Source organism: Pseudomonas sp. Marseille-QA0892 (assembly GCF_054950135.1).
This window is the reverse complement of record NZ_CM143104.1, coordinates 194,996-216,030: the sequence shown is the minus strand read 5'-3', so window position 1 is coordinate 216,030 and position 21,035 is coordinate 194,996. Positions and strand designations below refer to the sequence as shown.

Here is a 21,035-nt window from a genome sequence, read left to right as displayed (position 1 = left end):
GAATTCCCTGCTAGGCTATTCGCTGTAGATATTCGAGCGTCTCAGGCAGACGGGACCCGTTGTCAACGACAATGATTTCCAGTGCAGGATAGTCCGTACGCGCCGCCAGGCCCTCAATGCAAGCGCGCAGCAGCTCCACATGATCGCGAGTCGGCACGATCAGACTGATAACGGGCAATGCGTTCGGCAGCGGCCATATGGCACGACTGAGCCCGGGGTAGCTCGGGTGCGCATCCACGACGGCACCTGCCATACGCTGTTGTGCGAGCCACGTAAGTGACGCATGCCGCCGGCTGTCTGGCAGAGAGCTATAGGGCGTTGCAGGCGCGTCCGCTGCACGGTGATACAGCACCGCCGGGATGTGCACGACGCGGGCATCGTTGGCCGCGACGACACCAGCGAGTAACCAATGCCAACCGAGACTGGCCTCCTGCGCCAGCGGGGCGAGCCGTTGTAGCGCTTCGGCAATGGCAAGCGAGCTGAATGCGCCGCCACTGCTCACGATATCCATGCCGTAGAAGAGCGTTTCGTCCCAACAAGGCTTGAACCACGGGTTAGTGCGCCTGCCTTGACTGTCATCCTGGTCACAGTCGGAGTAGGCCCACGCCGCGCAAGATTGGTTGAGCACGCTCAGGCATGTATCCAGTGCGTGGCCTGCCAAGCGATCCCCCACCCGGACCGGAACAATGATGCGGGCAGCGCCAAGGTGCTGCGTTACCTCGGTGAACAGATCAGCGTCTTGGGGCGCTATGACACGGATCTGCTCGGCCGGCAAACGCTGCTGCTCGATGCTGAGCCGCGTCGCGGCCCATGCTTCGCTGGTGCCGTTACCCAACAGAATGACCAACGTCACGCCGTCCACCGGCTGAATCGGCGCTGGTTGCTGGAACACCGCGTGCCAGCGCGGGTAGTGGCTGAACCCCGCACTGCGTGGCGCATGCAGGTCGCACGTTTCGGCCAATTGAGTGAGTAGCGCCGGCACTTCTTCGGACCGCTCGTCATGCTCGGCCGTAGACGGCCAGAACTTCTGGACCAGCGCAGCGAGCCCTTCAGGGTGGACGCATAGCTGGATAGGGCTCCCGGTGACCGGGATACCCTCGTCAGTTTCAATATGAATGGTGTGAAGACATCCGTCGGCCAGTGCCCACGGCAGATCGATGTCGAAGCCATGATCGGCGGTCGTGCGGTCAATCAGCGCGGGGTGTAGGCGGTTTGCGATGCCGGAGGCTATGTGGTGGAGGCCTTCCCGCGCCGACACGCTAACGTGCCGTGGTGGCGAGGCAGGGTCCCAGGCCCAGCCTTTTATTTTTAGCCCACCGGTATGCCATACCTGCGAGGCTATCGCTGTAACGTTATCCCTTTGCTCTCCAAATGGGCGCTCGAGTGCGCCGTCCAGCCAGGGGCCGCCATTGGCAATGCGCACAGCAACCTGTTTGGCATTTTCAAGCCAGGCGGGGCGCAGCTGAACCGCGAATCCATGAAAACCGTCGCCAGCGCTATCGAACGGCTGTTCGCGGTCGGCGCGTGCCAGGGCGACGAACACATGATCGATATAAACCTCTACGGCGAGCCGAAGGCCAGGATCCCGGCGATCGATCGCCCAGCCCTGCAAAACATCGCCGCGCATACCGTCGATGGCGCCGTGAAGGGGCTCAGATGCTTCGAATGCATTCATGGGTCAAGTTCTGACGATATGGTAAGGACGAAGTTGATCCAGGTCGTGGGCGCCAACGCGGGCCAACCCTGCTGACCGGGAGGCAAACAACGGCAGTTCGTACTCGTAAGCCAGGCGGACACTGAAGCACTGCTCACAGACCGAGCGTGGCGCACTATCGAGCGTGACTGCGATGCACATACCCGCTGACTTCAGAACCTCCGCTGGAGACATGCCATCGACGGTGGGTAAGTGCATCACGCACCCTGTAGACGACAGCTCGACTTCCCAGGGGGTGTCCTGCACCAACAGGAGCTGTAGCTCCCCCCTTTGACGCGATATTTGTCTTGCCAGCGCCAACCACTGTTTTCCCGCTTCAAGCGAGCTGAGGTCATCCGCAATCAGCCAGAAACGCCCGGGTAGCGCTGCGTTGTCTGGAAGCCGCGGAAGCATATTCACTGCGATGGACGACGCTTTTGCGCTCGGCACCTTTGGGTAGGCCCATTCGGGTAACGCGCCTGCCAGGCGCTCTTGCAAGGCCTCGCGAGCTGGCTTGAGCGGGTCGCGCGCGATGAAGGCGTCGAATTGGCGCTCAGCATCGGGATATCGCTTACGGAGAATGGCGTTGTTCTGGTAGACCCTAACGGCCTTTTCAGGCCCAAATGAATGTCCGCCCGCGTGGGCGACGAACACATTCGTAGCCCCGAGGTGCCGCCACCCTTTGCTTCGGGCACGCAGGCACCAATCGGACTCTTCGCCATACCCTCGACGAAGTTCCAGTTCGTCGAGGTAGCCCACCTCATCGAGGGCCCGACGCTTGATATAGAGGCAGAATCCACACCCTGTTTCGATTTCAACCGGCGTGAGGCCGCTATCGCGTGCGACCTGGTCCAACACGACATGCTGGTTGGCGTTTGGCATGGGGTGTGACACACGGCTTTGCGGGAAGCTCATCAATTCGCCGTTGTTGCTCCAAGGTGTTACGGACGCGACATCCGATGCGCCGTAGGCAGCCTTGCGCAACCGATCGATCCAATCGCCGTGCACGAGCGTATCCGCATTCAACCAGATAACATCGCTGCCGGGGTGAAGAGCCATTCCGCGATTCATGTTACGGATGAATCCCAGGTTGGCTGAGTTACGGACGTGAATGAGCCGGCCCTTGCGCGCGAGTGCTTCCACCCTCCTGACCACAGCAGGCTCCGGGCTGAAATCATCGAGCACGATGATCCGATGGGGCGTCTGATTGTGCCGGCTGGAGTCCAGCAGGCTTTCAAGACATGCCAGCGTTGCCTCTACGCCCTTGTAGATGGGCAGGAGGACATCAAGCGGCTGACGCTCCGGATCACTACCAACGGGTGCTGGCGGCTCGAATACCGGTATCGCCGCGACCGGGCTCCCAACGAGTGGCCGGCCACCGAGTACGCTCACTTTCAAGCAACCCACCGGGCGAGGCACGCGAATGAAAATGCCGCCGTGCTGGTCCGAAAAACCGGCACTTGAGAGCAAACACGAGGGCTTATCGGCGGGAATATCTGCCGTCGTTGTGCCCGCCTCCAGCCGAAGCATCGGGACGCGATCAGGCGCTTTGATATCGACGGCCCACCCAACCAATGCTTGCTGGGCAGCGTCGTAGTCGACCACGCCGTAGGTTCCATCCTCACTGCCCGTGGTGCCAAGAAGCGAGAGTGCGACCTTGAGCTCAACGGCTGACTGAATGTAGGCCAGCTGGGACAGAACCTCGGCAGCCAGTGCGTCGGGCGTACAGTTACGCTGCCGGCTCAGCCAGTACTGCCGACGCAGTTCGGGCTGAACAGGAAAACGCGCGAGCGCCGCTTGCAGGAACGTGGCATGAGTTGCTGGCAATGCGGTATCGCTTATACACCTGCCCAGTAAAGCGAAGAGTTCAGCGCGGTCCGGAAATTCTTCACAGGCGCGCGCCAACGAAAGAAACGCGCTGTGCTTATCGCCTTCCTGCAACGCCAGCAAACCCTTCCATAGGAATGCTTCGTTCTGGTAGCCCGGTGTTTGCATTGCCAGCGCAATGGTGCGCCGACTGGAGACGATATCTCCTGCTTCCAGGCTTTCATTGAAGAGAGCAGACAGCATGGCGCACTTCCCCGTGCTGGCATACCGCAAATTGGAACATGGGTATTTCCAAAAGAGGCTGAATGGAAGCAGCCCCTTGTGGAAATACCCCGGCCAGATGGCCGGGGTATTTCACCACGTCAGTTCAGCAACGCACCGTCAGACCAGACCGGGGATGATGAAGACGTTGTCGATTTCAACAGCGGCACCCGCAGAACCTACGAACTCGATGGCTACTGCTGCCTTGTCCAGACCTGCGTCCATCGCGTTGGTCCAGAATGCCTTGCCGTCAGCGTCCGACTCACGGTTGAGCGCATTGGCGTACAGCATTTCGACGTACTGATCGTTCGTCTGCTCGCCCTGGCCCTGGAACTCTGGCGAGGTAACGAAGTACTCGGCCACTTGCTGGAGCGTCAGGGTGCCTTCGTCCAGCAGGTCGAGCCAGTACTTGGCACCTTCAGCATCAGCCGAACGATCGAACATGCCCTGATACAGGCGCATGGCGTTCGCATTGGTCTCGTTTGCAGTGACCAATACGTTTTCGTTGTCGTTGAAGCTGAAGATCTCGACGTTGGCTGCCTGAACCGAGGCGGAGCCATCTTTCGCAGTGACAACAAGCTTGCCGTCTTCGACTGCGAAGTCGTAGTTGGCCTTGTCGCCGGCGATCTGGACCATATCGAAGCCAGTGCCGCCGTCGATGGTGTCATTGCCCTGGCCGGAAACGATTGTGTCGTCGCCTGCGCCGGTGGAAATGGAGTCATCGCCCGCGCCGCCAGTAACGGAGTCATCACCACCGGAGGTCACCAGCGTATCGTCGCCGTCGCCACCGAAAAGCACAGTGTCCCTGTCGCCGTTGACGGTGATGAAGTCATTGCCGTTGCCACCAACGATGACGCGCTCAACCGTGTTGAATGCAACGGTCAGGTCGGCATCGGAGTTGAATACCCAAGCGCTGGCAGATGCCATTGCATCAGCTGGCAAGGTCACTTCTACCTGTTCGCCAGCAGCGCCCGCGATGTTGGCGACGACAGCCTGGACATTTGCCGGAGCATTCAACGTGGTGCCATCGAATGAGCCAACCGAGACGGTTTGGCTGTCGCCCAGAATGGCATTGATGGCGTTAAGAGCAGCAGGGCTCACACCAGGATTTGCTTGCAGACCGGCTTGAAGGTCTGCACGGGAGGATGGAGCATCGTATTGCAAAGCCATGGAAATTTCCTCTATCGGGCGCACGACCGCGCCCACGTCCTAAGATGTGTACTTCCGTTATTTGAAGACTTGTGTCTTCGCGGGATCGGACCAGGGGGAAGCAGGAGAGGATGCCTGGGCAGCCCTGGGGGTGATAGATACCCGTATCGCAACGAGCTGTTCAGTCCCCTGTGGGCCTGAAAGCTCTTTGTCCGGAGAGATAGCGAGCGGAGGGGATCCCGCGAATACCACTTCTCCAGTCAATTCATAATCGGATGCGTTCGGGCCGGTAAGGGCAAACGCAATGGCTGTGATTGGTTTTGCCTGGCGCCGAGTCCCGACAAATTTGCCTGCAAGCCCGACTTGAGGCTCCGAGCCTTTGCCGGTGCGGCAGAGATAGGCCAGGTCGAGGCCTTCAGGCTGCCTCAACCACTTCGCTGCGAAGCCTTCCAACCGGAGAGCTGAGTTGGGGTTGCCCAGCCACGGCTCATTAGACGTGATATCGCCACGCGTTTCGATATGGCCGGACCATTCGATTGCGCAAATATTGGCATCAGCAGACGATTCAGCAGGCTTGGGAGAAACAGGGCTGGCGGCAGGCTCGGCCGATGTGTCGATCTTGTCGACGCGAAGATTGATGCGATTAGCGTCTTCGTGCGGATGGTATTCCGTGATCAGAATCCCCGCCTGCGCACCTTTGACACGGACGACAATACAGTCGCCGGGGCGCCCCATCGTATTTCGACTTATACCTTCGCCTGGGAAACAGTCGATGCTGCCCTTGCCTACAGGCGATTGGTGAAGGCTGACGCAGCTTCGTTTGTGCGTCTCGCCCGCTGGGACAGCATAGCGAAAGATGTACATACCCAAGTCAAGCGTGAGGACCCGGGAAACAACTTTGAAAGCGGACGAGCTCATGAATATAAATCATCCTTGAGGCAAGGAAATCGAGGCCCGAACCACTCCATAAGATCCGGAAAAAACGCCATACAGCCGGAGACTACGGCTCAGGCTTGCGCCGGTCAATAAAAAAACACACACAGTGACAAAAGGCGCGCAAGCGAAGTGAGCGTCGATCGCGACGCAATTTAGTCAGAATTGAGACATATACCTCATTAATCTCAAGTGCATTTTATTCTTCGTCTCATCAAAAGCACTATCTTGGTTCATAGCTCTGCACGGTGACGCTCCATTGCCGGTTGAATGGATGGCGCCTGGCTCAGCGGAGCCATGACATTCATCATGAATTTTGGTCATGACGATTTAAAAATCACCGTCTATGCTTAGGGGCTGCTTACAGAAGACGTACTTTAGAGCTGCGGCATTTCCTATTGAATGAATCGCTTGGCTGCGGCGGGATGTCAGTGAAGAAATAAAGGCTGCTGCATGAGCGCGCGTAGCGAAGCAGCGCCTAGCGCCTAGCGCCTATTGACTATGCGAAACTCCCTCCGGTTAGCGGCTACCGGCCAGCTTGCGCGGAGACCAATATCGAACGGAGCATGCAACATGCTTGGCGTGTCTCGCACGCACCGAATACTTTATAGAAGCGAGTTATGCAGAGTATGAAGGCACGAGCCAGCGTGCTCGTTCTGGTCGACTACCAGGACGGCCTGATGCCTGTCATTGCGGACGCTTCTGAACTCCTTGCCCGCGCAGGCATGCTGGCTGAAACGGCAGCGCTTTTGGGCGTACCTGTTATCGGCACCGAGCAAAACCCAGGGAAGCTCGGCGGCAATGTCGCTCCGATTGCGTCCCGCTGCGATCGGACGGTTGCCAAGATGCATTTCGACGCTTGCCGTGATGGTCTGGTAGACGTACTCGATACGGCCTACCAAGGCCGTGATGATGTGGTGATTGCCGGCTGTGAGGCGCATGTATGCCTGATGCAGACAGCGCTGGGCCTGCTGCGGGCGGGTAAGCGGGTCTGGGTTGTTGCCGATGCATGTGGCGCTCGGCGCGGTAGCGATCATGCCGCGGCGATGGCCCGATTGCAGCAGGCCGGCGCGACAGTCGTTACAGCGGACATGGTGATGTTCGAGTGGCTGGAAACGTGCGAGAACGAGCGGTTTCGGGATGTGTTGCCGCTAGTGAAGGCAATGCCTTGAGAGGCCGCAAGCTCCGAACATAGCCGGCGGTCCGTTGGTGACCCGCGGGCCCGTTTCCGAGCCGCTCCCAGAACCGACGTAGACGCACGATCGCCAGCCGGCAGCTTTGGGCCCGCAGGCACAGTAGGCATGGCGAAGCCAGAAGACTTCCAATGCTTGCCTCGCATTGCTCAATCGCCGGTGCGTTACGGCAATGCTGCATCGGCGTCTTATTCATGGACCGCGCCACGCCTAACGCACCCTACGCTGCTGTCGGCGTGGCGAGACCCAAATACTTCCAATGCCTGCCTCGCCTTGATCAACCGCCGGTGCGTTACGGCGCCGTTGCATCGGCGTCGTATTCATCGACCGCGCCACGCCTAACGCACCCTACGCTGCCGTCGGCGTGGCGAGACCAAAATACTTCTAATGCCTGCCTCGCCTTGATCAACCGCCAGTGCGTTACGGCGCCGTTGCATCGGCGTTTTATCCATCGAGCGCGCCACGCCTCACGCACCCTACTCTGCTCGGCGTATGCACGCGTACCGCGTAGGGTGGAATCCCGAAGGGCTTCCACCGTTCACTCGTCCTGGACACGCTGGTGGGCTACTGCGCTATACATTTCGTACGACCGCCATGCACAAGCGCGCCTCCCCCCACTACGAAACGGAACGCTGTTGCAGGCGCGCCAGCAGCCACTGGCAGGCCCCTGCCACTACAAGCGCGGGCAGGCTTGCGCCGATCTCCGGTGCGAACACCACCAGGGTGTGAAAGACCACTACCCCAACACACCAAGCAGCAAGGCTCGCTAGCCGTAGGGCCACGCGTGGCGCACGGCTCGCATCACGACCGCGCAACACAAAATGATCGACTAGGACGACGCCGAACAACGGCGCGAATACCGAGCCAATCAAAAGAAGAAAGTTCTGGTATTCAGCCAACGGGGCAAGGAGCGCAATGGTCGTGCACAGCGCACCGATCGCCAGCGCCAAATGCTCCACCTTAAGGCCGGTGAAAGTGCCGGTTGAAACCGCCGCAGAGTGGATATCTGCGAAGGCGTTTTCCGATTCGTCCAGCAAAATCAGCAATAGCGGAATGCCTAGACCGGCCCCTGCCAAGGCAAGCAGTAGCGTGTTCGCATCATTGCCGGTTGCAAACGCCAGCGTATAAGCGACACCCAGGCTCATCAACCAAACGTTGCCGCAGAAAAAGCCCAGGACCGTGCCACCAAACACCCGGCGTGCCGACCGCCCATAGCGCGAATAATCAGCGATCAGCGGCAGCCAGGACAGCGGCATGGCGATGGCAATGTCGAACCCCAGGGCAAATGGCATCGAGGCGTCACCCCTAATGGCCCAAAGCGCTGCCATGTCGACCGTTTGGAAGAGATTCCAGGTGAGCCAGGCGCAGGCCCCCAATAGCAGCCAGATTCCCCAGCGCCGCAGGATTCGCCTGACGAACGTCAATGGCCCGGTGATCGCCAGCAATGTCGCAAGCATGCCGAACAGAAGGGTCCAGAGCGCCGGCGATGCCCAGAACGTGGCATCCCCAAATGCCCGCCCGGCCAGTAGCGACGCGGCGTCGCGCATTACGATTATTTCGAAAGAGCCCCAGCCAATGAGTTGAATGAGGTTCAGTAAGGCAGGCAATGCAGCACCCTTCGATCCGAGGGTGAGCTTGAGTGCCGACATGGACGAAAGACCCGTATCGGTACCTATCACCGCGACACCGCCCAACAACAGCACGCCGACGATGGTCCCCAGCAGGATGGCGCCTATCGCGCCTGACATGCCAAGCCCAGGTGCCAACAAGGCGCCGAGCTGAAGCACCATGAGGCCAATGCCCAGTGAAAACCATAGGGTGAACAAGTCACGCCCGTCGAAATGGCGCTGATCAAGCGGAACGGGAATGCCAGGGGCATAGCGGCTTGCTGGTAGAGCCATGTGTTGGTCTCGATTAATACATTCGGAAGTGTTCTAAGCCCGCACACACCGCATGCTACGGTTGAAGAGCTGAAAACCTGGTTGGAAAAAAGGATCAATCAATGTGGGTCTGTTTCAACGGGACCGTGCCAAGCGCGCCCTCGCCTTACTCCCTCACAAACAATGAACACGCAAGAACGTGGGTTAACCGCTTTACGGATTCAGCCGGAAGGGTGGAGTCCCGACAGGCTCCGACCCTCTAGTTCGCCCTAGATAACCGCCGGAGGATTACGGCGCCTCGACATCTCGCGTTGCTCGCTTACGCAGCAGCGCCTAACCCCCCCTACCTAGCGGCAGCGCGGCGTGACGCACTGCCAAGCATGCAAGCATCACGATGGGCAAAACGCTCAGCTGTACACCGAGCATCTAACGCCCAATGTTCAGGCCGCGTACTCACACCTGCTTATAAATCACTCCGCCTTCCCCTTTGAACCGCTCGGCCTGTTCGGCGAAACCGGCCTCGATGGCCTTCTGCTCGTCGGTCAGGCCGTTTTCCTTGGCGTAGTCGCGCACTTCCTGGGTGATTTTCATCGAGCAGAATTTCGGGCCGCACATGGAGCAGAAGTGGGCCACCTTGGCGGACTCTTTCGGCAGGGTCTCGTCATGGAAGCTACGAGCGGTATCCGGATCCAGGCCGAGGTTGAACTGGTCTTCCCAGCGGAATTCGAAGCGCGCCTTTGACAAGGCGTTATCACGAATCTGAGCGCCCGGATGCCCCTTGGCAAGGTCCGCCGCGTGGGCTGCGATCTTGTAGGTGATGATGCCGGTCTTGACGTCGTCCTTGTTCGGCAAGCCCAGGTGCTCCTTGGGCGTGACGTAGCAGAGCATGGCGCAACCGAACCAGCCGATCATGGCGGCACCGATGCCACTGGTGATGTGGTCGTAGCCCGGTGCGATGTCGGTGGTCAGCGGGCCCAGGGTATAGAACGGCGCCTCATCGCAGCACTCCAGCTGCTTGTCCATGTTCTCCTTGATCATCTGCATCGGCACGTGGCCGGGGCCTTCGATCATGCACTGCACGTCATGCTTCCAGGCGATCTTGGTCAGTTCGCCGAGCGTTTCGAGCTCGCCAAATTGGGCCGCGTCGTTGGCATCGGCGATCGAGCCAGGGCGCAGGCCGTCGCCCAGCGAGAAGCTGACGTCGTAAGCCTTCATGATTTCGCAGATCTCGTCGAAATGCGTGTAGAGGAAGTTCTCCTGGTGATGCGCCAGGCACCACTTGGCCATGATGGAGCCGCCGCGTGAGACGATCCCGGTGACACGCTTGGCGGTCAGCGGCACATAGCGCAGCAACACCCCAGCGTGGATCGTGAAATAGTCCACACCCTGCTCCGCCTGCTCGATCAGGGTGTCGCGGAACAGGTCCCAGGTGAGGTCTTCGGCAACGCCGCCGACTTTCTCCAATGCCTGATAAATTGGCACAGTGCCGATGGGAACGGGCGAGTTGCGGATGATCCACTCGCGGGTCTCGTGGATGTGCTTGCCGGTGGACAGGTCCATGACCGTATCCGAGCCCCAGCGGATACCCCAGGTGAGCTTGGCGACTTCTTCCTCGATGCTGGAGCCCAACGCAGAGTTGCCAATGTTGCCGTTGATCTTCACCAAGAAGTTGCGGCCGATGATCATCGGCTCAAGCTCCGTGTGGTTGATGTTGGCCGGGATAATCGCGCGACCGCGTGCGACTTCGCTGCGAACGAATTCGGGGGTTATCTCTTTTGGAATGTTCGCACCGAAGCTTTGGCCGGCATGCTGCTCCTGGAGCAGCCCTGCCTCACGCAATTCGGCGAGTTTCATGTTTTCGCGAATCGCGACGAACTCCATTTCGGGCGTGATGATGCCTTGCTTGGCGTAGTGCATCTGGCTGACATTCTTGCCTGCCTTCGCGCGGCGCGGGTTGCGCACATGAGCGAAGCGCATCTTTGCGAGTTCGGCATCGGCCAGGCGTTCCTGGCCGAAGCGGGAGGTCAGCCCTGCCAGGATTTCCGTGTCTCCACGGTCGGCGATCCAGGGTGTGCGAATGTCCGCGAGGCCCTTGCGGACGTCGATTTGAATGGCCGGATCGGTATAGGGGCCGGATGTGTCGTAGACCGTGACCGGCGCGTTGATCTCGCCGCCGAATGCCGTTGGGGTCACGTCCAGGCTGATTTCACGCATGGGGACGCGGATGTCCGGGCGGCTGCCCTGAACGTAGATTTTCTGGGAACGCGGGAAAGGCTGGATCGACTGCTGGTCGACCTGCGCGGATTCGCTCAGGTTCTGTTGTTGTTTGACGCTCATCGGCTCGACTCCTGGGTGAATGTCGGAGCGAACCTGATTGGGCACCCTAAATCGGCGGAACACATCGCCGATGCGACGCCCGAACCATCCAGAGGTGACGAAGACGAGCCCCGGCACGATCGGATGGCCAAGGCGCGGGTGCACCACGGATGCGGTGCGGGGAATTCCGCCAGGGCGGATACCTCTTGTTCCCTACGCAGGCCTTAACCTGATCAGGTTCAACGGGATCCGGAATTTTCCGATCTCAGCCTCCACTTCGAGGCACCCCGACAAGAACGCGGCCAGTCTATACACATCGCTGTTGAACACCAAGGGGCGTCGCGATCGGAGGTCGAGCGAGTGTGGCTGTTATGCAGTAGACCAAGTGCAGCCCGCGTTATTTCGGGTCAGCCAGGGGCCGGGATCGCGCAGGTTTCACCCGCCCTACGAGAGCGCCAAGATTTGGTGATTTAATAGACCCAAAGCGGTTCAGACAAATATTTACGCGGGTGCGCAACGCATTGTCCGCGAAATGGGTCTTTGCTCTACTAAGCGCGGGGTCCATCCTTGGCGGCTGTCTCGATTCCACTGATTACTCTGTATCCAGGACTCACTATGTTGCGTAGCCTCTCCATGGCCATTGCCATGGCCTCGGCCGGGATGGCCTGGGCGCAAACGCCGCCGGCTTCTGTCCGGACCGATCTCGTCTCCATCTATCAGGAAGCCGCGAACAACAACGCGGACCTGGCTGCCGCCCGCGCACAATTCCGCGCTCGGCAGGAACTGGTCCCCCAGGCCCGCGCCGGCCTGCTGCCCAATCTCAGCGGCAGCGCCTATGTGGGCGATACCCGGACGGAGATCGACACGACCGCGGGCCGCCAACGTATAGACAGAAGCGCACACTCCTATCAGGCGCAACTGAGTCAGCCGCTGTTCCGGGCCGATCGCTGGTTCCAGCTTCAGGCCGCACAGGCGACCAGCGAGCAGGCCGCGCTGCAGCTGTCCGCGTCGGAACAGAACATCATCCTGCAAAGTGCAGAAGCCTACTTTGCCGTGTTGCAGGCACAGGACAACCTCGCCGCGACCAAGGCGGAGGAATCGGCCTTCCAGCGCCAGTTCGATCAGGCGAGCGAACGCTTCAACGTCGGCCTGTCCGACCGCACCGACACGCTGCAGGCACAGGCTGCCTACGACAACGCGCGCGCAAACAGACTGCTTGCCGAGCGCCGTGTGGACGACGCGTTTCAGGCGCTGGCGACCCTGACGAACCGCTCCTACAACAGCGTCGAAGGCATCAGCCATGAGCTGCCGATCCTTGCGCCGGTGCCAAACGACGCAACCGAATGGGTACAGACCGCGGCGCGCCAGAACATCAATCTACAGGCGACCAATTTTGCCGTGACCGCGGCGGAGGAGACACTGCGCCAGCGTCGATCAGGCCATGCGCCTACGCTGGATGCCGTCGCGTCCTATGAACGCGGCGACAACGATGCGCTCGGCCAGAGCAATAGCGCGCTGAATGGCCAGAACCTCGGTGGGTTCAACGTGCCTCGATACAATGGCGACGCTGAGCAGACCAGCATAGGCCTGCGCCTGACGGTGCCTATTTACAGTGGCGGCTTGACCAGCTCGCAAACCCGCGAGGCGTACCAACTGCTCGACCAGAGCGAGCAGCAGCGTGAAAGCCTTCGGCGTCAGGTTGTCGAGAACACGCGGAATCTGCATCGGGCGGTAAACACCGACGTGAGCCAGGTGCAGGCGCGTCGGCAGACAATCGTCTCCAGCCAGAGCGCGCTGGAGGCCACTGAAATCGGCTATCAGGTCGGCACTCGAAACATTATCGACGTGCTCGACGCCCAACGGCAGCTCTACAGCGCCGTGCGCGACTACAACAATGCACGCTATGACTACATTCTGGACAACCTGAGACTCAAGCAGGCTGCCGGAACCCTAAGCCCCGATGACCTGCAAGCGCTGGCCGCTTATCTCATGCCGGACTACAACCCGGATCGGGACTTCGTGCCCAAAGGGCTGAGCGACGAGGCCCAGCAGCATATCCGGGCGGACCGGCAATAAGAGATACGCGCCGAGAGCGAGCGCCGGGTGTTGGAAAAGACCCGGCGCGTGACAGGGAGGCAGGCTGGCGCTCACCACAAACCGGGTAGGGTGGAAAATGGGGCTGCCTTTTCCACGCGCCGATGGCATGAAGCATCCAGCGGCGCAGGCACATGCCAAATCACTCCAACCGCTTCGCAACCCCATCGATCAGCCGGCCCAGGGCGCCCTGATTGGCGCGTAACACCTCAAGTCCTGCCTCACGCCGCTCTTCCGCGAGTGCGCTGTCGCTCCAAAGGCGCTGGACAGCATCGGCCAGCGCGTCGGCGTCTTCGGTGATCTCAAGTGCCCCTGCCTGCTTCATCTGGTCGCTGATGTCCAGGAAGTTGAACAGATGCGGCCCGGACAGCACCGGCTTCCCGAGCGCGGCGGGCTCCAGAAGGTTATGCCCGCCATTGGGCACGAGGCTTCCGCCCACGAACGCGCAGTCGGCTAACCCGAACATGAAAAGCAGTTCGCCCATCGTGTCGCCGAGCAATACGGATGTACCCGCGGGGACGGGCGTGCCGGTTGAGCGGCGTTCCGTAATGAAGTCCTGACCCTGGCAGAGCGCATAGACCGTCTTGAACCGCTCTGGATGCCGCGGCACGAGGATCAGCAAGGCATCAGGCCTGTGCGCGAGCAAAAGACGATGCGCCGCCAGCACGATCTCATCCTCACCCGCATGGGTACTGGCTGCGATCCAGACAGGGCGCTCACTCGCGCCCCAGGACGCACGCAGCTCACGCGCACGACCGGGCAGCTCGGGATCAATGGACAAGTCGAACTTGATGGAGCCCGTGACCTGAACAGCCTCCTCACGCGCGCCCAGCGCGAGGAAACGGCGAGCTTCTGGCTCGGTCTGCGCCGCGATCAGATCCAGCTCCGCCAGCATCGGTGCGGTAAGCCGCGAAAACCGTTGGTACCCGCGCGCCGAACGTTCAGATAAGCGAGCGTTCGCCAGCACCATCGGAATGCCTCGGCGCGCCGCCTGATGGATATGGTTGGGCCAGAGTTCGGTTTCCATGATGATCCCGACGCGTGGCTGCACGCGGTCGAGAAACCGCTTGGCGGCGCATGGCAAATCATAGGGGAGATAGGTGTGGTGGACCGAATCACCGAAGAGCGCACGGATGCGTTCGGATCCCGTCGGTGTCATGCAGGTGATCGTGATCGGCAGCTCGGGGTAGCGCGCCTGCAGCGCACGTACCATCGGCGCCGCCGCAATGCTCTCTCCAACCGATACCGCATGGACCCAGATGCCGCCTGATCGAACGGTTGGCAGGGTCAGCGAAAAGCGTTCGCCTATTCGTTCGGCATACGCGGGCGCCTTCCGAGACCGCAGGAATAGGCGAACAAGAATGAACGGAACGGCGATATGGAGGAGGCAGCTGTAGATAAAGCGATTCATGGACTATCAAATACAAAGAGTAGGCCCGAAGTGTAACCGCAATCAGGGAATGCCATGCCTTGGTCAGCACCGATCAGGGCGAGGCCGGGTTCGGGGCAAGGTCAGTGTGCCCACCGAGGATTGAAAGCCTCAGTGCGAGGTGAACGGAGGATTACGCCTGCGGCTAATCCACCTACGAACGGTCCAAGATCGAACAGGACAATGAGCGCCGCCTACTCGATCATGGCACGTCATCCAATGACGCGAAGACAGTTCGACAATGCCTCGCTCAGGTGCTGTGTTGCGGGCCCCGGAATCTCGTCGCGACGGTGAACGAGTTCAACGACGAGCGACGGTGGGGTCCAGTCGGTCTGCAACTCGATCAGGTGACCGAGATAGGTCGGGTACTGAGCTACATGACGCGGCAGCCACGCCCAACCGATACCCCGCATGAGCAGTTCGGCCATGGTGTAGAAACTGTCGGTTCGCCAGGTGCGAGGGCTGATCTGCTCGTCGCCGGCATAGCGAACATCGCCCGGTGTCATGAGCAACTGGCGATGCGATGAGAGGGTCCTCCTGTTCGGTTCTGCGACAGTGGCCAGCGGATGGTCGACATGGCAAACGGTGACCATTTCGATCGTGCCAAGTCGACGCCGCTCGAGCGTATCGGGCATGTCCCCGTGGTTGAACAACAGCCCCATGTCTGCCCGGCGCTCAATCAGCTTGCGTGCAACATCGCCTTGCGCGCCGCTGGTGAGGTGCACTTCGACGTCAGGGAATGCGTGTTGTAGCGACTCGAGGCTGGCGATGACGGGCTGGTATGGCATGGCCTCATCCTGGGCCAGGCGCAACACAGCTTCCTCCCCCCGCACCAGACCGTCCGCCCGTCCCTGTAGCCGGTCGCATTGCTGGAGAACCGTTCGAGCCTCAGCCATTAGGGACCGCCCCGCCTCTGTCAGCCTTGGCGTCCGTCCCCCACTGCGATCGAAAAGGCGCAGAGCGAGATCCTCTTCGAGAAGCGCGACAGCTTGGCTGACCGCGGACTGCGCGCGGCCAAGCTTGCGAGCGGCGGCAGAGAACGAACGGTGCTCGTGTACGGCAACGAACGCTTCAAGCTGATCCAGATTCCAGCGCATGACCTATCTCCAAAAGCGATAGGTTTCAACTTTAAGTTGGAATGGGTGCTTCGCAAAATGCCGCGATTGATTCAGGAGGCGCGACATGCCCGTTTACGTTCTGCTGGCCATTGCGATCTGCGCGGAGGTGATTGCGACCACTTCGCTTAAGGCTGTCCAAGGGCTGAGCAAGCCCCTGCCACTGCTGCTCGTCGTCGCAGGTTACGGCCTTTCCTTCGTATTGCTGTCGATGGTCGTGAAGGTGATACCGGTGGGTATTGCTTACGCGATTTGGGCGGGCCTTGGAATCGTGCTGGTGACGATCGTGGCGGCCATGGTGTACCAGCAACAACCCGACCTTCCGGCCGCGTTGGGGATGCTGTTGATCATTGCTGGAGTGGTCGTGATTCAACTGTTCTCCAAGACGACAGGGCACTAGCCCTTATGCAGACTATTCCAGCAACGAGGTGAACGGTGGATTACGCCTGCGGCTAATCCACCCTACAGGCAGTCTCGTGTGGGGCGGAATCCCGGAGGGCCTCCGCCGGCACCTTGTATACCGCGGCCAACTCATCTCCAGCGTCACACGGGCCGGGGCTCGATGGTCCACGGTATACTCCCGTGACATTTGGCTCGAGGCGTTTTCATGTCCCAATCCATCACGACCGATGTTGTCATCGTCGGCGGCGGCGTCGCCGGCCTCTGGCTCAGCGCACGCCTGCGCCGCGCGGGCTTCGCGACGATACTGATCGAAACCGGTACGTTGGGCGGCGGCCAGAGCATCAAGTCTCAAGGGATCATCCACGGTGGCGCCAAGTATGCACTCCATGGCGCCTTGACCGGCGCATCGGAGGCGATTGCCGATATGCCCCGTCGCTGGCGTGAATCGCTCGCGGGCACCGGTGAGCTGGATTTGACCGGCGTCAGGCTCCTCTCCGATGCCCATTATCTATGGTCACCCGGCACACTGGCCGGCAATCTGACCAGCTTCTTCGCCAGCAAGGCCGTGCGGGGTCGCGTCGACGCCGTCAAAGGCAAGGATCTGCCGCCTGCCCTACAAGACCCTCGCTTCAAGGGCAAGGTCTACCGGCTGTCCGAGCTGGTTCTGGACGTACCGACCTTGATCGGTCGCCTGGCGGAGCTTTCAGCGGGCGGACTGCTCGCGGCGAAGACGATTACCCCACTCATGGAAGCCGGCTCGCTCGTCGGCCTGGTTGCCGACGACTTTGAAATCCGCGCACAGCGCATTGTGCTCAGCGCTGGCCAAGGTAACGCGCAGCTGCTGTCTTCGCTGGGGCTGGAGCAGCCAGCCCAGCAGCTACGCCCCTTGCACATGGTCATGGCGAAGGGGCCCGCGCTCAAACCGTTGTACGCGCATTGCCTCGGCGGCGGCCCGAAGCCGCGCGTCACCATCACGAGCCATCCGGCACGTGACGGGCAGTGGGTCTGGTATCTGGGTGGCGACTTGGCTGAATCCGACGGCGTCGCCCGCTCGCCCGAAGCACAGATCGAGGCGGCGAAGAAAGAGGTCGCTCATCTTTTGCCCTGGATCGATCAGTCGCAGACGCATTGGGCCACGCTGCGTATCGACCGCGCCGAGCCCGCGCAAACCAATCTTGTACGGCCCGACAATGCCTTTCTTGCCGATCAACAGCGGCTGCTCGTTGGATGGCCCACCAAGCTGGCACTGGCGCCCGACTTTTCGGATCGCGTGCTGGCCGCAATGGAGCGAGACGGTATCCGCCCCGGCGTACTCGACCCTCTGCCTCCCCTCCCGCAACCCCAAATTGCGCGGCCGGCATGGGAGGACATGCCATGATCAAGACGCTGCACGGCCTCGAACGGCCGCTGGGTCAATCCGGGTTCGTCGTTTCACCGCTAGGCCTGGGCACCGTGAAACTGGGACGCGACCAAGGCGTCAAGTACCCCAGCGGATTCTCCATTCCTGACGATCGTGAAGCGAGGCAGCTTTTGGCGATCGCGCGGGACATGGGGATCAATCTCATCGATACGGCGCCGGCCTATGGTCAGAGTGAAGAGCGACTGGGGACTCTCCTCAAAGGTCAACGCGACGATTGGGTCATCGTCAGCAAGGTGGGCGAAGAGTTCGAAGCCGGGCAATCGCGTTTCGACTTCTCGGCCGACCACACGCGCCGCTCAGTCGAACGCAGCCTGAGCCGGTTGGGAACCGATCGCATCGAGGTGGTGCTGGTCCATTCGGATGGTAACGACGTGGCCATTCTTCGTGACGCCGAAGTGTACGAAGCCCTGCAGCAGCTCAAGCAGGAAGGCAAGATCGGCGCCTTTGGCCTCTCGGGCAAGACGGTCCAAGGCGGCTTGCTCTCGCTGGAACAAGGGGATTGCGCCATGGTGACCTACAATCTGATGCAACAGGACGAACGGCCTGTCATTGACCACGCCCTGTCATATTCCAAGGGGATTCTGGTAAAGAAGGCACTGGCCAGCGGGCATGCTTGTCTGTCGCCGGGCATCGATCCCGTTCGGGCAAGCTTCGAGCTGGTATTCGGCCACGCGGGTGTTACCAGCGCGATCGTCGGCACTATCAACCCGCTGCACCTGACGCATAATGTCCAGACGGCCGCGGCCGTGATTCGCCACAAAGACAATATTGCTTAGCCCTGTACGACGTCAGCTTCGCGCGTCGGCCGCATCCGTCGCGCGATCGACGGCCCTGCACCGCCACCGCTTCCTGAAGGTCGAACAGGCAAGAGCGCCACGACACCAAGGAGCTACCATGCCGCGCATGCTCGTTCGCAAGAACCCCGGCGCGTTCAAGACGCTGCCCCTCATGGTCGAGGCCAACGCTGACGGGCTGACCTACCAAAGCATAGGCCGTGCTCTCAATTTCGCCGAAATGCTCGAACGCCGAGCGCCCATTGCCCTCCCTGACGCAAATCGGTTCACGGTCGAACTGGCCAACCTGGGCGTATCGGTTCGCCTCACGCTGACCTGGCAAAATCGCGATTATTGGGTTCTGGTTCGCCAACGCCGGCTGGACCGCGGCGATGTCGTACTCAAGCTCATCTCTGGCTACGTGCCGGCGCATGAACTCAACCTTCCCCTGATGACCGCGATTCATGAAGTCGCAGAGGAATGCCTGGTCGCTACCCCTGAGGGCTGGCTACAAGGCCGCTTCGGCGAGACCTGGCTCCCAGCGCCTTATGAAGGCTCGCTCGAGTACCGGGAAGATCTTCACTTCAGGCTGAACCCCTTGTCAGGTGCCTCACGACCGGTTCGCTGTGGGGCACTGACCTTACTTGAGCGGCCGACCGCTTACGTCCATACGCCAACCGCCTCATTGCAGTTGGTCTACGACCTCGGAATGGAATTACCCAAGGGCGCCCAGTCGCTAAGCCTCTTCCACGTCGATGAGAAACTGGAGGGGGACAAGTTGGTAGCGCGTCTCGACCAATCCCGGCCCGACCTCTACCTGATCCCGCTTGCCGACGGCGTACCTACCGACGAGCTCTTCACACTCAGCGGGGGGCAACTGCAACCCGCCAGCACGCGGGGCCTGTTGCTGGCTGAGAGCTTCGCACCGCAGGACGGATGGCTCGTGAATGATGAGCGCATACGCTGGAAGGACTGGATGGCCCGCATTCGGGCCGAAGGAATCGAATCAGGACAAGAGCGGCGTATACGCTAGTTACCAGGGCGCCGGTGGATGCGAAAACCCACCCGGCGCCCTAGGCCTGCTCAGTCGCGACTGCGGATTTTCTCGACAATGGCGGTCGTCGAACTGTTCTCGACCAACCCAAGGACGCGAACTTCGCCGCCGTAGGCTTGGACGATATCGGCGCCTACGACCTGATCGATGCCGTAGTCGCCGCCTTTTACCAGCACATCCGGCTGGACCTGCTTGAGCAGGCGCTCAGGCGTGTCTTCGCTGAACGGTACAACCCAATCCACGGCGCTAAGCCCTGCCAACACGGCCATCCGCCGCTCAACGGAATTGATCGGCCGGCCGGGCCCTTTGAGGCGGCTGACGGATGCATCGTCATTGACGGCCAACACCAGGCGATCCCCTTGCGCTGCAGCCTGCTCGAGGTAGGTGACATGGCCAGCATGGAGAATGTCGAAACACCCATTGGTGAATACGATCTTCTCGCCATGGGCGCGCGCATCTTCAACGGCTGCTAATAGCTGCTCAAGCCCGAGTACACCGCGCTCGGTGCCCTCCTCCCGCTGGACGGCGCGTCTCAACTCAGGAGCGCTGATGGCAGCCGTGCCGAGCTTGCCCACCACGATGCCCGCCGCCAGGTTTGCCAACGCAACGGCTTGAGGCAACTCTTCGCCTGCTGCAAGGCTCGCCGCCAGGGTTGAAATCACTGTATCGCCTGCACCGGTCACATCGAACACCTCACGCGCACGTGCTGGCAGGTGCAAGGGCGCATGCTGCGGGCGCAGGAGCGTCATGCCATGCTCACCCCGGGTAACGAGCAAGGCGCCCAGATCCAAGTCGGCCATCAATGCAGCGCCACGTGCAACCAGCTCCGCCTCGTCCTCGCAGTGGCCAACGATTGCCTCGAACTCGCTCAGGTTCGGCGTGATCAGGCTGGCGCCACGGTAGATGGAGAAATCCTTGCCTTTGGGGTCTGCCAGAACGGGAATACGACGCGCCCGGGCCGCCTGGATGAGCGCTTGGTGATTGCGAAGCGCGCCTTTGCCGTAGTCCGAAAGCACGAGCACCTTCGCACCGTCGAGCAGCGATTTGACATCATCGCCCAGCGCTTCAGGGTCGGTGTCGAACGGCTCTTCGAAATCCATGCGCAGCAGCTGTTGGTTGCGGCTCATCACGCGCAGCTTGACGATCGTTGGCTGCGTCTCGAGCTGCTGGAAACGGGCTGTTACACCCACCGCAGCCAAGCTTGCTCTCAGACTTTCAGCCGCCTCATCGACGCCTGTCACGCCCACGAGCGTCACGCGCGCGCCCAACGCAGCAACGTTCAGCGCAACGTTTGCCGCACCGCCTGGCCGGTCTTCAATTTGCGCGACCTTGACCACCGGGACCGGCGCTTCGGGCGAAAGACGATTGGTATCGCCGTGCCAATACCGATCGAGCATGACATCGCCGACTACCAGGACGGACGCCTGGTCATAACGAGGCATGGACAATTTCATGGGCTGGCTCCGCGCATTCGAAAAGGGCGCATGATAACAGCA

General features: G+C 60.8%; 15 protein-coding genes and 1 riboswitch. Of the genes, 6 read left to right on the top strand and 9 right to left on the bottom strand.

Translation table 11 applies throughout. From position 1 onward, the window contains the following. Positions 1–10: 10 nt before the first annotated feature. The 4 genes from ACY8D3_RS00960 to ACY8D3_RS00945 form a co-directional block, all read right to left on the bottom strand. A complete protein-coding gene (locus ACY8D3_RS00960; RefSeq protein ID WP_462381115.1) occupies positions 11–1,675 on the bottom strand; it encodes a glycosyltransferase family 2 protein in 1,665 nt (554 codons plus the stop codon). Between the two features lie 3 nt (positions 1,676–1,678). Next, complete coding sequence (locus ACY8D3_RS00955) at positions 1,679–3,763, bottom strand: glycosyltransferase family 2 protein (RefSeq protein WP_462381113.1); 2,085 nt, start codon at positions 3,761–3,763, stop codon at positions 1,679–1,681. A 138-nt stretch (positions 3,764–3,901) separates the two neighbouring features. After that, positions 3,902–4,951 carry a DUF4214 domain-containing protein gene (locus tag ACY8D3_RS00950; protein ID WP_462381112.1) on the bottom strand — a complete coding sequence of 350 codons (1,050 nt, stop codon included), beginning with the start codon at positions 4,949–4,951 and terminating at the stop codon, positions 3,902–3,904. Between the two features lie 57 nt (positions 4,952–5,008). Further along, on the bottom strand, positions 5,009–5,848 hold the full coding sequence (locus ACY8D3_RS00945; RefSeq protein ID WP_462381110.1) for a hypothetical protein: 840 nt from the start codon (positions 5,846–5,848) through the stop codon (positions 5,009–5,011). Between the two features lie 635 nt (positions 5,849–6,483). Between ACY8D3_RS00945 and ACY8D3_RS00940 the strand changes: the two genes are divergently transcribed. Beyond that, positions 6,484–7,035: an isochorismatase family protein gene (locus ACY8D3_RS00940; protein WP_462381108.1), complete on the top strand. Its 552-nt coding sequence runs from the start codon at positions 6,484–6,486 to the stop codon at positions 7,033–7,035. A 638-nt stretch (positions 7,036–7,673) separates the two neighbouring features. On the opposite strand, the gene cytX is transcribed toward ACY8D3_RS00940, so the two are convergent. Both cytX and thiC read right to left on the bottom strand, forming a co-directional pair. After that, positions 7,674–8,957, bottom strand: coding sequence for a putative hydroxymethylpyrimidine transporter CytX (cytX, locus tag ACY8D3_RS00935; RefSeq protein WP_462381107.1), 1,284 nt, complete (start codon positions 8,955–8,957; stop codon positions 7,674–7,676). Positions 8,958–9,389: 432 nt separating this feature from the next. Then, positions 9,390–11,273 carry a phosphomethylpyrimidine synthase ThiC gene (thiC, locus tag ACY8D3_RS00930; RefSeq protein WP_462381106.1) on the bottom strand — a complete coding sequence of 628 codons (1,884 nt, stop codon included), beginning with the start codon at positions 11,271–11,273 and terminating at the stop codon, positions 9,390–9,392. Between the two features lie 172 nt (positions 11,274–11,445). Further along, positions 11,446–11,552: riboswitch (TPP riboswitch) on the bottom strand. A gap of 315 nt (positions 11,553–11,867) precedes the next feature. Here thiC and ACY8D3_RS00925 point away from each other — a divergent pair. Continuing rightward, positions 11,868–13,328, top strand: coding sequence for a TolC family outer membrane protein (locus ACY8D3_RS00925; RefSeq protein WP_462381105.1), 1,461 nt, complete (start codon positions 11,868–11,870; stop codon positions 13,326–13,328). A gap of 160 nt (positions 13,329–13,488) precedes the next feature. Here the strand turns inward: ACY8D3_RS00925 and waaA are convergent, their stop codons facing one another. Together waaA and ACY8D3_RS00915 are read right to left on the bottom strand one after the other, a co-directional pair. Continuing rightward, a complete protein-coding gene (waaA, locus tag ACY8D3_RS00920; protein WP_462381104.1) occupies positions 13,489–14,757 on the bottom strand; it encodes a lipid IV(A) 3-deoxy-D-manno-octulosonic acid transferase in 1,269 nt (422 codons plus the stop codon). A gap of 230 nt (positions 14,758–14,987) precedes the next feature. Continuing rightward, a complete protein-coding gene (locus ACY8D3_RS00915; RefSeq protein WP_462381103.1) occupies positions 14,988–15,872 on the bottom strand; it encodes a LysR family transcriptional regulator in 885 nt (294 codons plus the stop codon). Positions 15,873–15,957: 85 nt separating this feature from the next. Here ACY8D3_RS00915 and ACY8D3_RS00910 point away from each other — a divergent pair, with 85 nt between their 5' ends. The 4 genes from ACY8D3_RS00910 (at position 15,958) to ACY8D3_RS00895 (ending at position 19,518) form a co-directional block, all read left to right on the top strand. After that, the gene (locus ACY8D3_RS00910) at positions 15,958–16,290 is read left to right on the top strand and encodes a DMT family transporter (protein ID WP_462381102.1); all 333 of its coding nucleotides are present in this window, start codon (positions 15,958–15,960) and stop codon (positions 16,288–16,290) included. Between the two features lie 207 nt (positions 16,291–16,497). Continuing rightward, complete coding sequence (locus tag ACY8D3_RS00905; protein WP_462381101.1) at positions 16,498–17,670, top strand: FAD-dependent oxidoreductase; 1,173 nt, start codon at positions 16,498–16,500, stop codon at positions 17,668–17,670. After that, positions 17,667–18,488 (top strand): aldo/keto reductase, encoded by an 822-nt coding sequence (locus ACY8D3_RS00900; RefSeq protein ID WP_462381100.1) that lies wholly within the window; start codon positions 17,667–17,669, stop codon positions 18,486–18,488. The genes ACY8D3_RS00905 and ACY8D3_RS00900 overlap by 4 nt, the downstream gene beginning before the upstream one ends. Before the next feature lie 118 nt (positions 18,489–18,606). Beyond that, positions 18,607–19,518, top strand: coding sequence for a metal ABC transporter ATPase (locus tag ACY8D3_RS00895; protein WP_462381099.1), 912 nt, complete (start codon positions 18,607–18,609; stop codon positions 19,516–19,518). A gap of 50 nt (positions 19,519–19,568) precedes the next feature. Here the strand turns inward: ACY8D3_RS00895 and hldE are convergent, their stop codons facing one another. Then, positions 19,569–20,993 carry a bifunctional D-glycero-beta-D-manno-heptose-7-phosphate kinase/D-glycero-beta-D-manno-heptose 1-phosphate adenylyltransferase HldE gene (gene hldE / locus ACY8D3_RS00890; protein WP_462381098.1) on the bottom strand — a complete coding sequence of 475 codons (1,425 nt, stop codon included), beginning with the start codon at positions 20,991–20,993 and terminating at the stop codon, positions 19,569–19,571. Between the last annotated feature and the right edge of the window lie 42 nt (positions 20,994–21,035).

Excerpts from the sequence above, each read along its gene's own strand:
- ACY8D3_RS00900 (WP_462381100.1), top strand. The coding sequence starts at position 17,667 with ATGATCAAGACGCTGCACGGCCTCGAACGGCCGCTGGGTCAATCCGGG.
- ACY8D3_RS00940 (WP_462381108.1), top strand. The coding sequence starts at position 6,484 with ATGCAGAGTATGAAGGCACGAGCCAGCGTGCTCGTTCTGGTCGACTAC.
- ACY8D3_RS00955 (WP_462381113.1), bottom strand. The coding sequence starts at position 3,763 with ATGCTGTCTGCTCTCTTCAATGAAAGCCTGGAAGCAGGAGATATCGTC.
- ACY8D3_RS00905 (WP_462381101.1), top strand. The coding sequence starts at position 16,498 with ATGTCCCAATCCATCACGACCGATGTTGTCATCGTCGGCGGCGGCGTC.
- ACY8D3_RS00960 (WP_462381115.1), bottom strand. The coding sequence starts at position 1,675 with ATGAATGCATTCGAAGCATCTGAGCCCCTTCACGGCGCCATCGACGGT.
- ACY8D3_RS00925 (WP_462381105.1), top strand. The coding sequence starts at position 11,868 with ATGTTGCGTAGCCTCTCCATGGCCATTGCCATGGCCTCGGCCGGGATG.
- cytX (WP_462381107.1), bottom strand. The coding sequence starts at position 8,957 with ATGGCTCTACCAGCAAGCCGCTATGCCCCTGGCATTCCCGTTCCGCTT.
- waaA (WP_462381104.1), bottom strand. The coding sequence starts at position 14,757 with ATGAATCGCTTTATCTACAGCTGCCTCCTCCATATCGCCGTTCCGTTC.
- ACY8D3_RS00950 (WP_462381112.1), bottom strand. The coding sequence starts at position 4,951 with ATGGCTTTGCAATACGATGCTCCATCCTCCCGTGCAGACCTTCAAGCC.
- hldE (WP_462381098.1), bottom strand. The coding sequence starts at position 20,993 with ATGAAATTGTCCATGCCTCGTTATGACCAGGCGTCCGTCCTGGTAGTC.
- ACY8D3_RS00945 (WP_462381110.1), bottom strand. The coding sequence starts at position 5,848 with ATGAGCTCGTCCGCTTTCAAAGTTGTTTCCCGGGTCCTCACGCTTGAC.
- ACY8D3_RS00895 (WP_462381099.1), top strand. The coding sequence starts at position 18,607 with ATGCCGCGCATGCTCGTTCGCAAGAACCCCGGCGCGTTCAAGACGCTG.
- ACY8D3_RS00910 (WP_462381102.1), top strand. The coding sequence starts at position 15,958 with ATGCCCGTTTACGTTCTGCTGGCCATTGCGATCTGCGCGGAGGTGATT.
- ACY8D3_RS00915 (WP_462381103.1), bottom strand. The coding sequence starts at position 15,872 with ATGCGCTGGAATCTGGATCAGCTTGAAGCGTTCGTTGCCGTACACGAG.
- thiC (WP_462381106.1), bottom strand. The coding sequence starts at position 11,273 with ATGAGCGTCAAACAACAACAGAACCTGAGCGAATCCGCGCAGGTCGAC.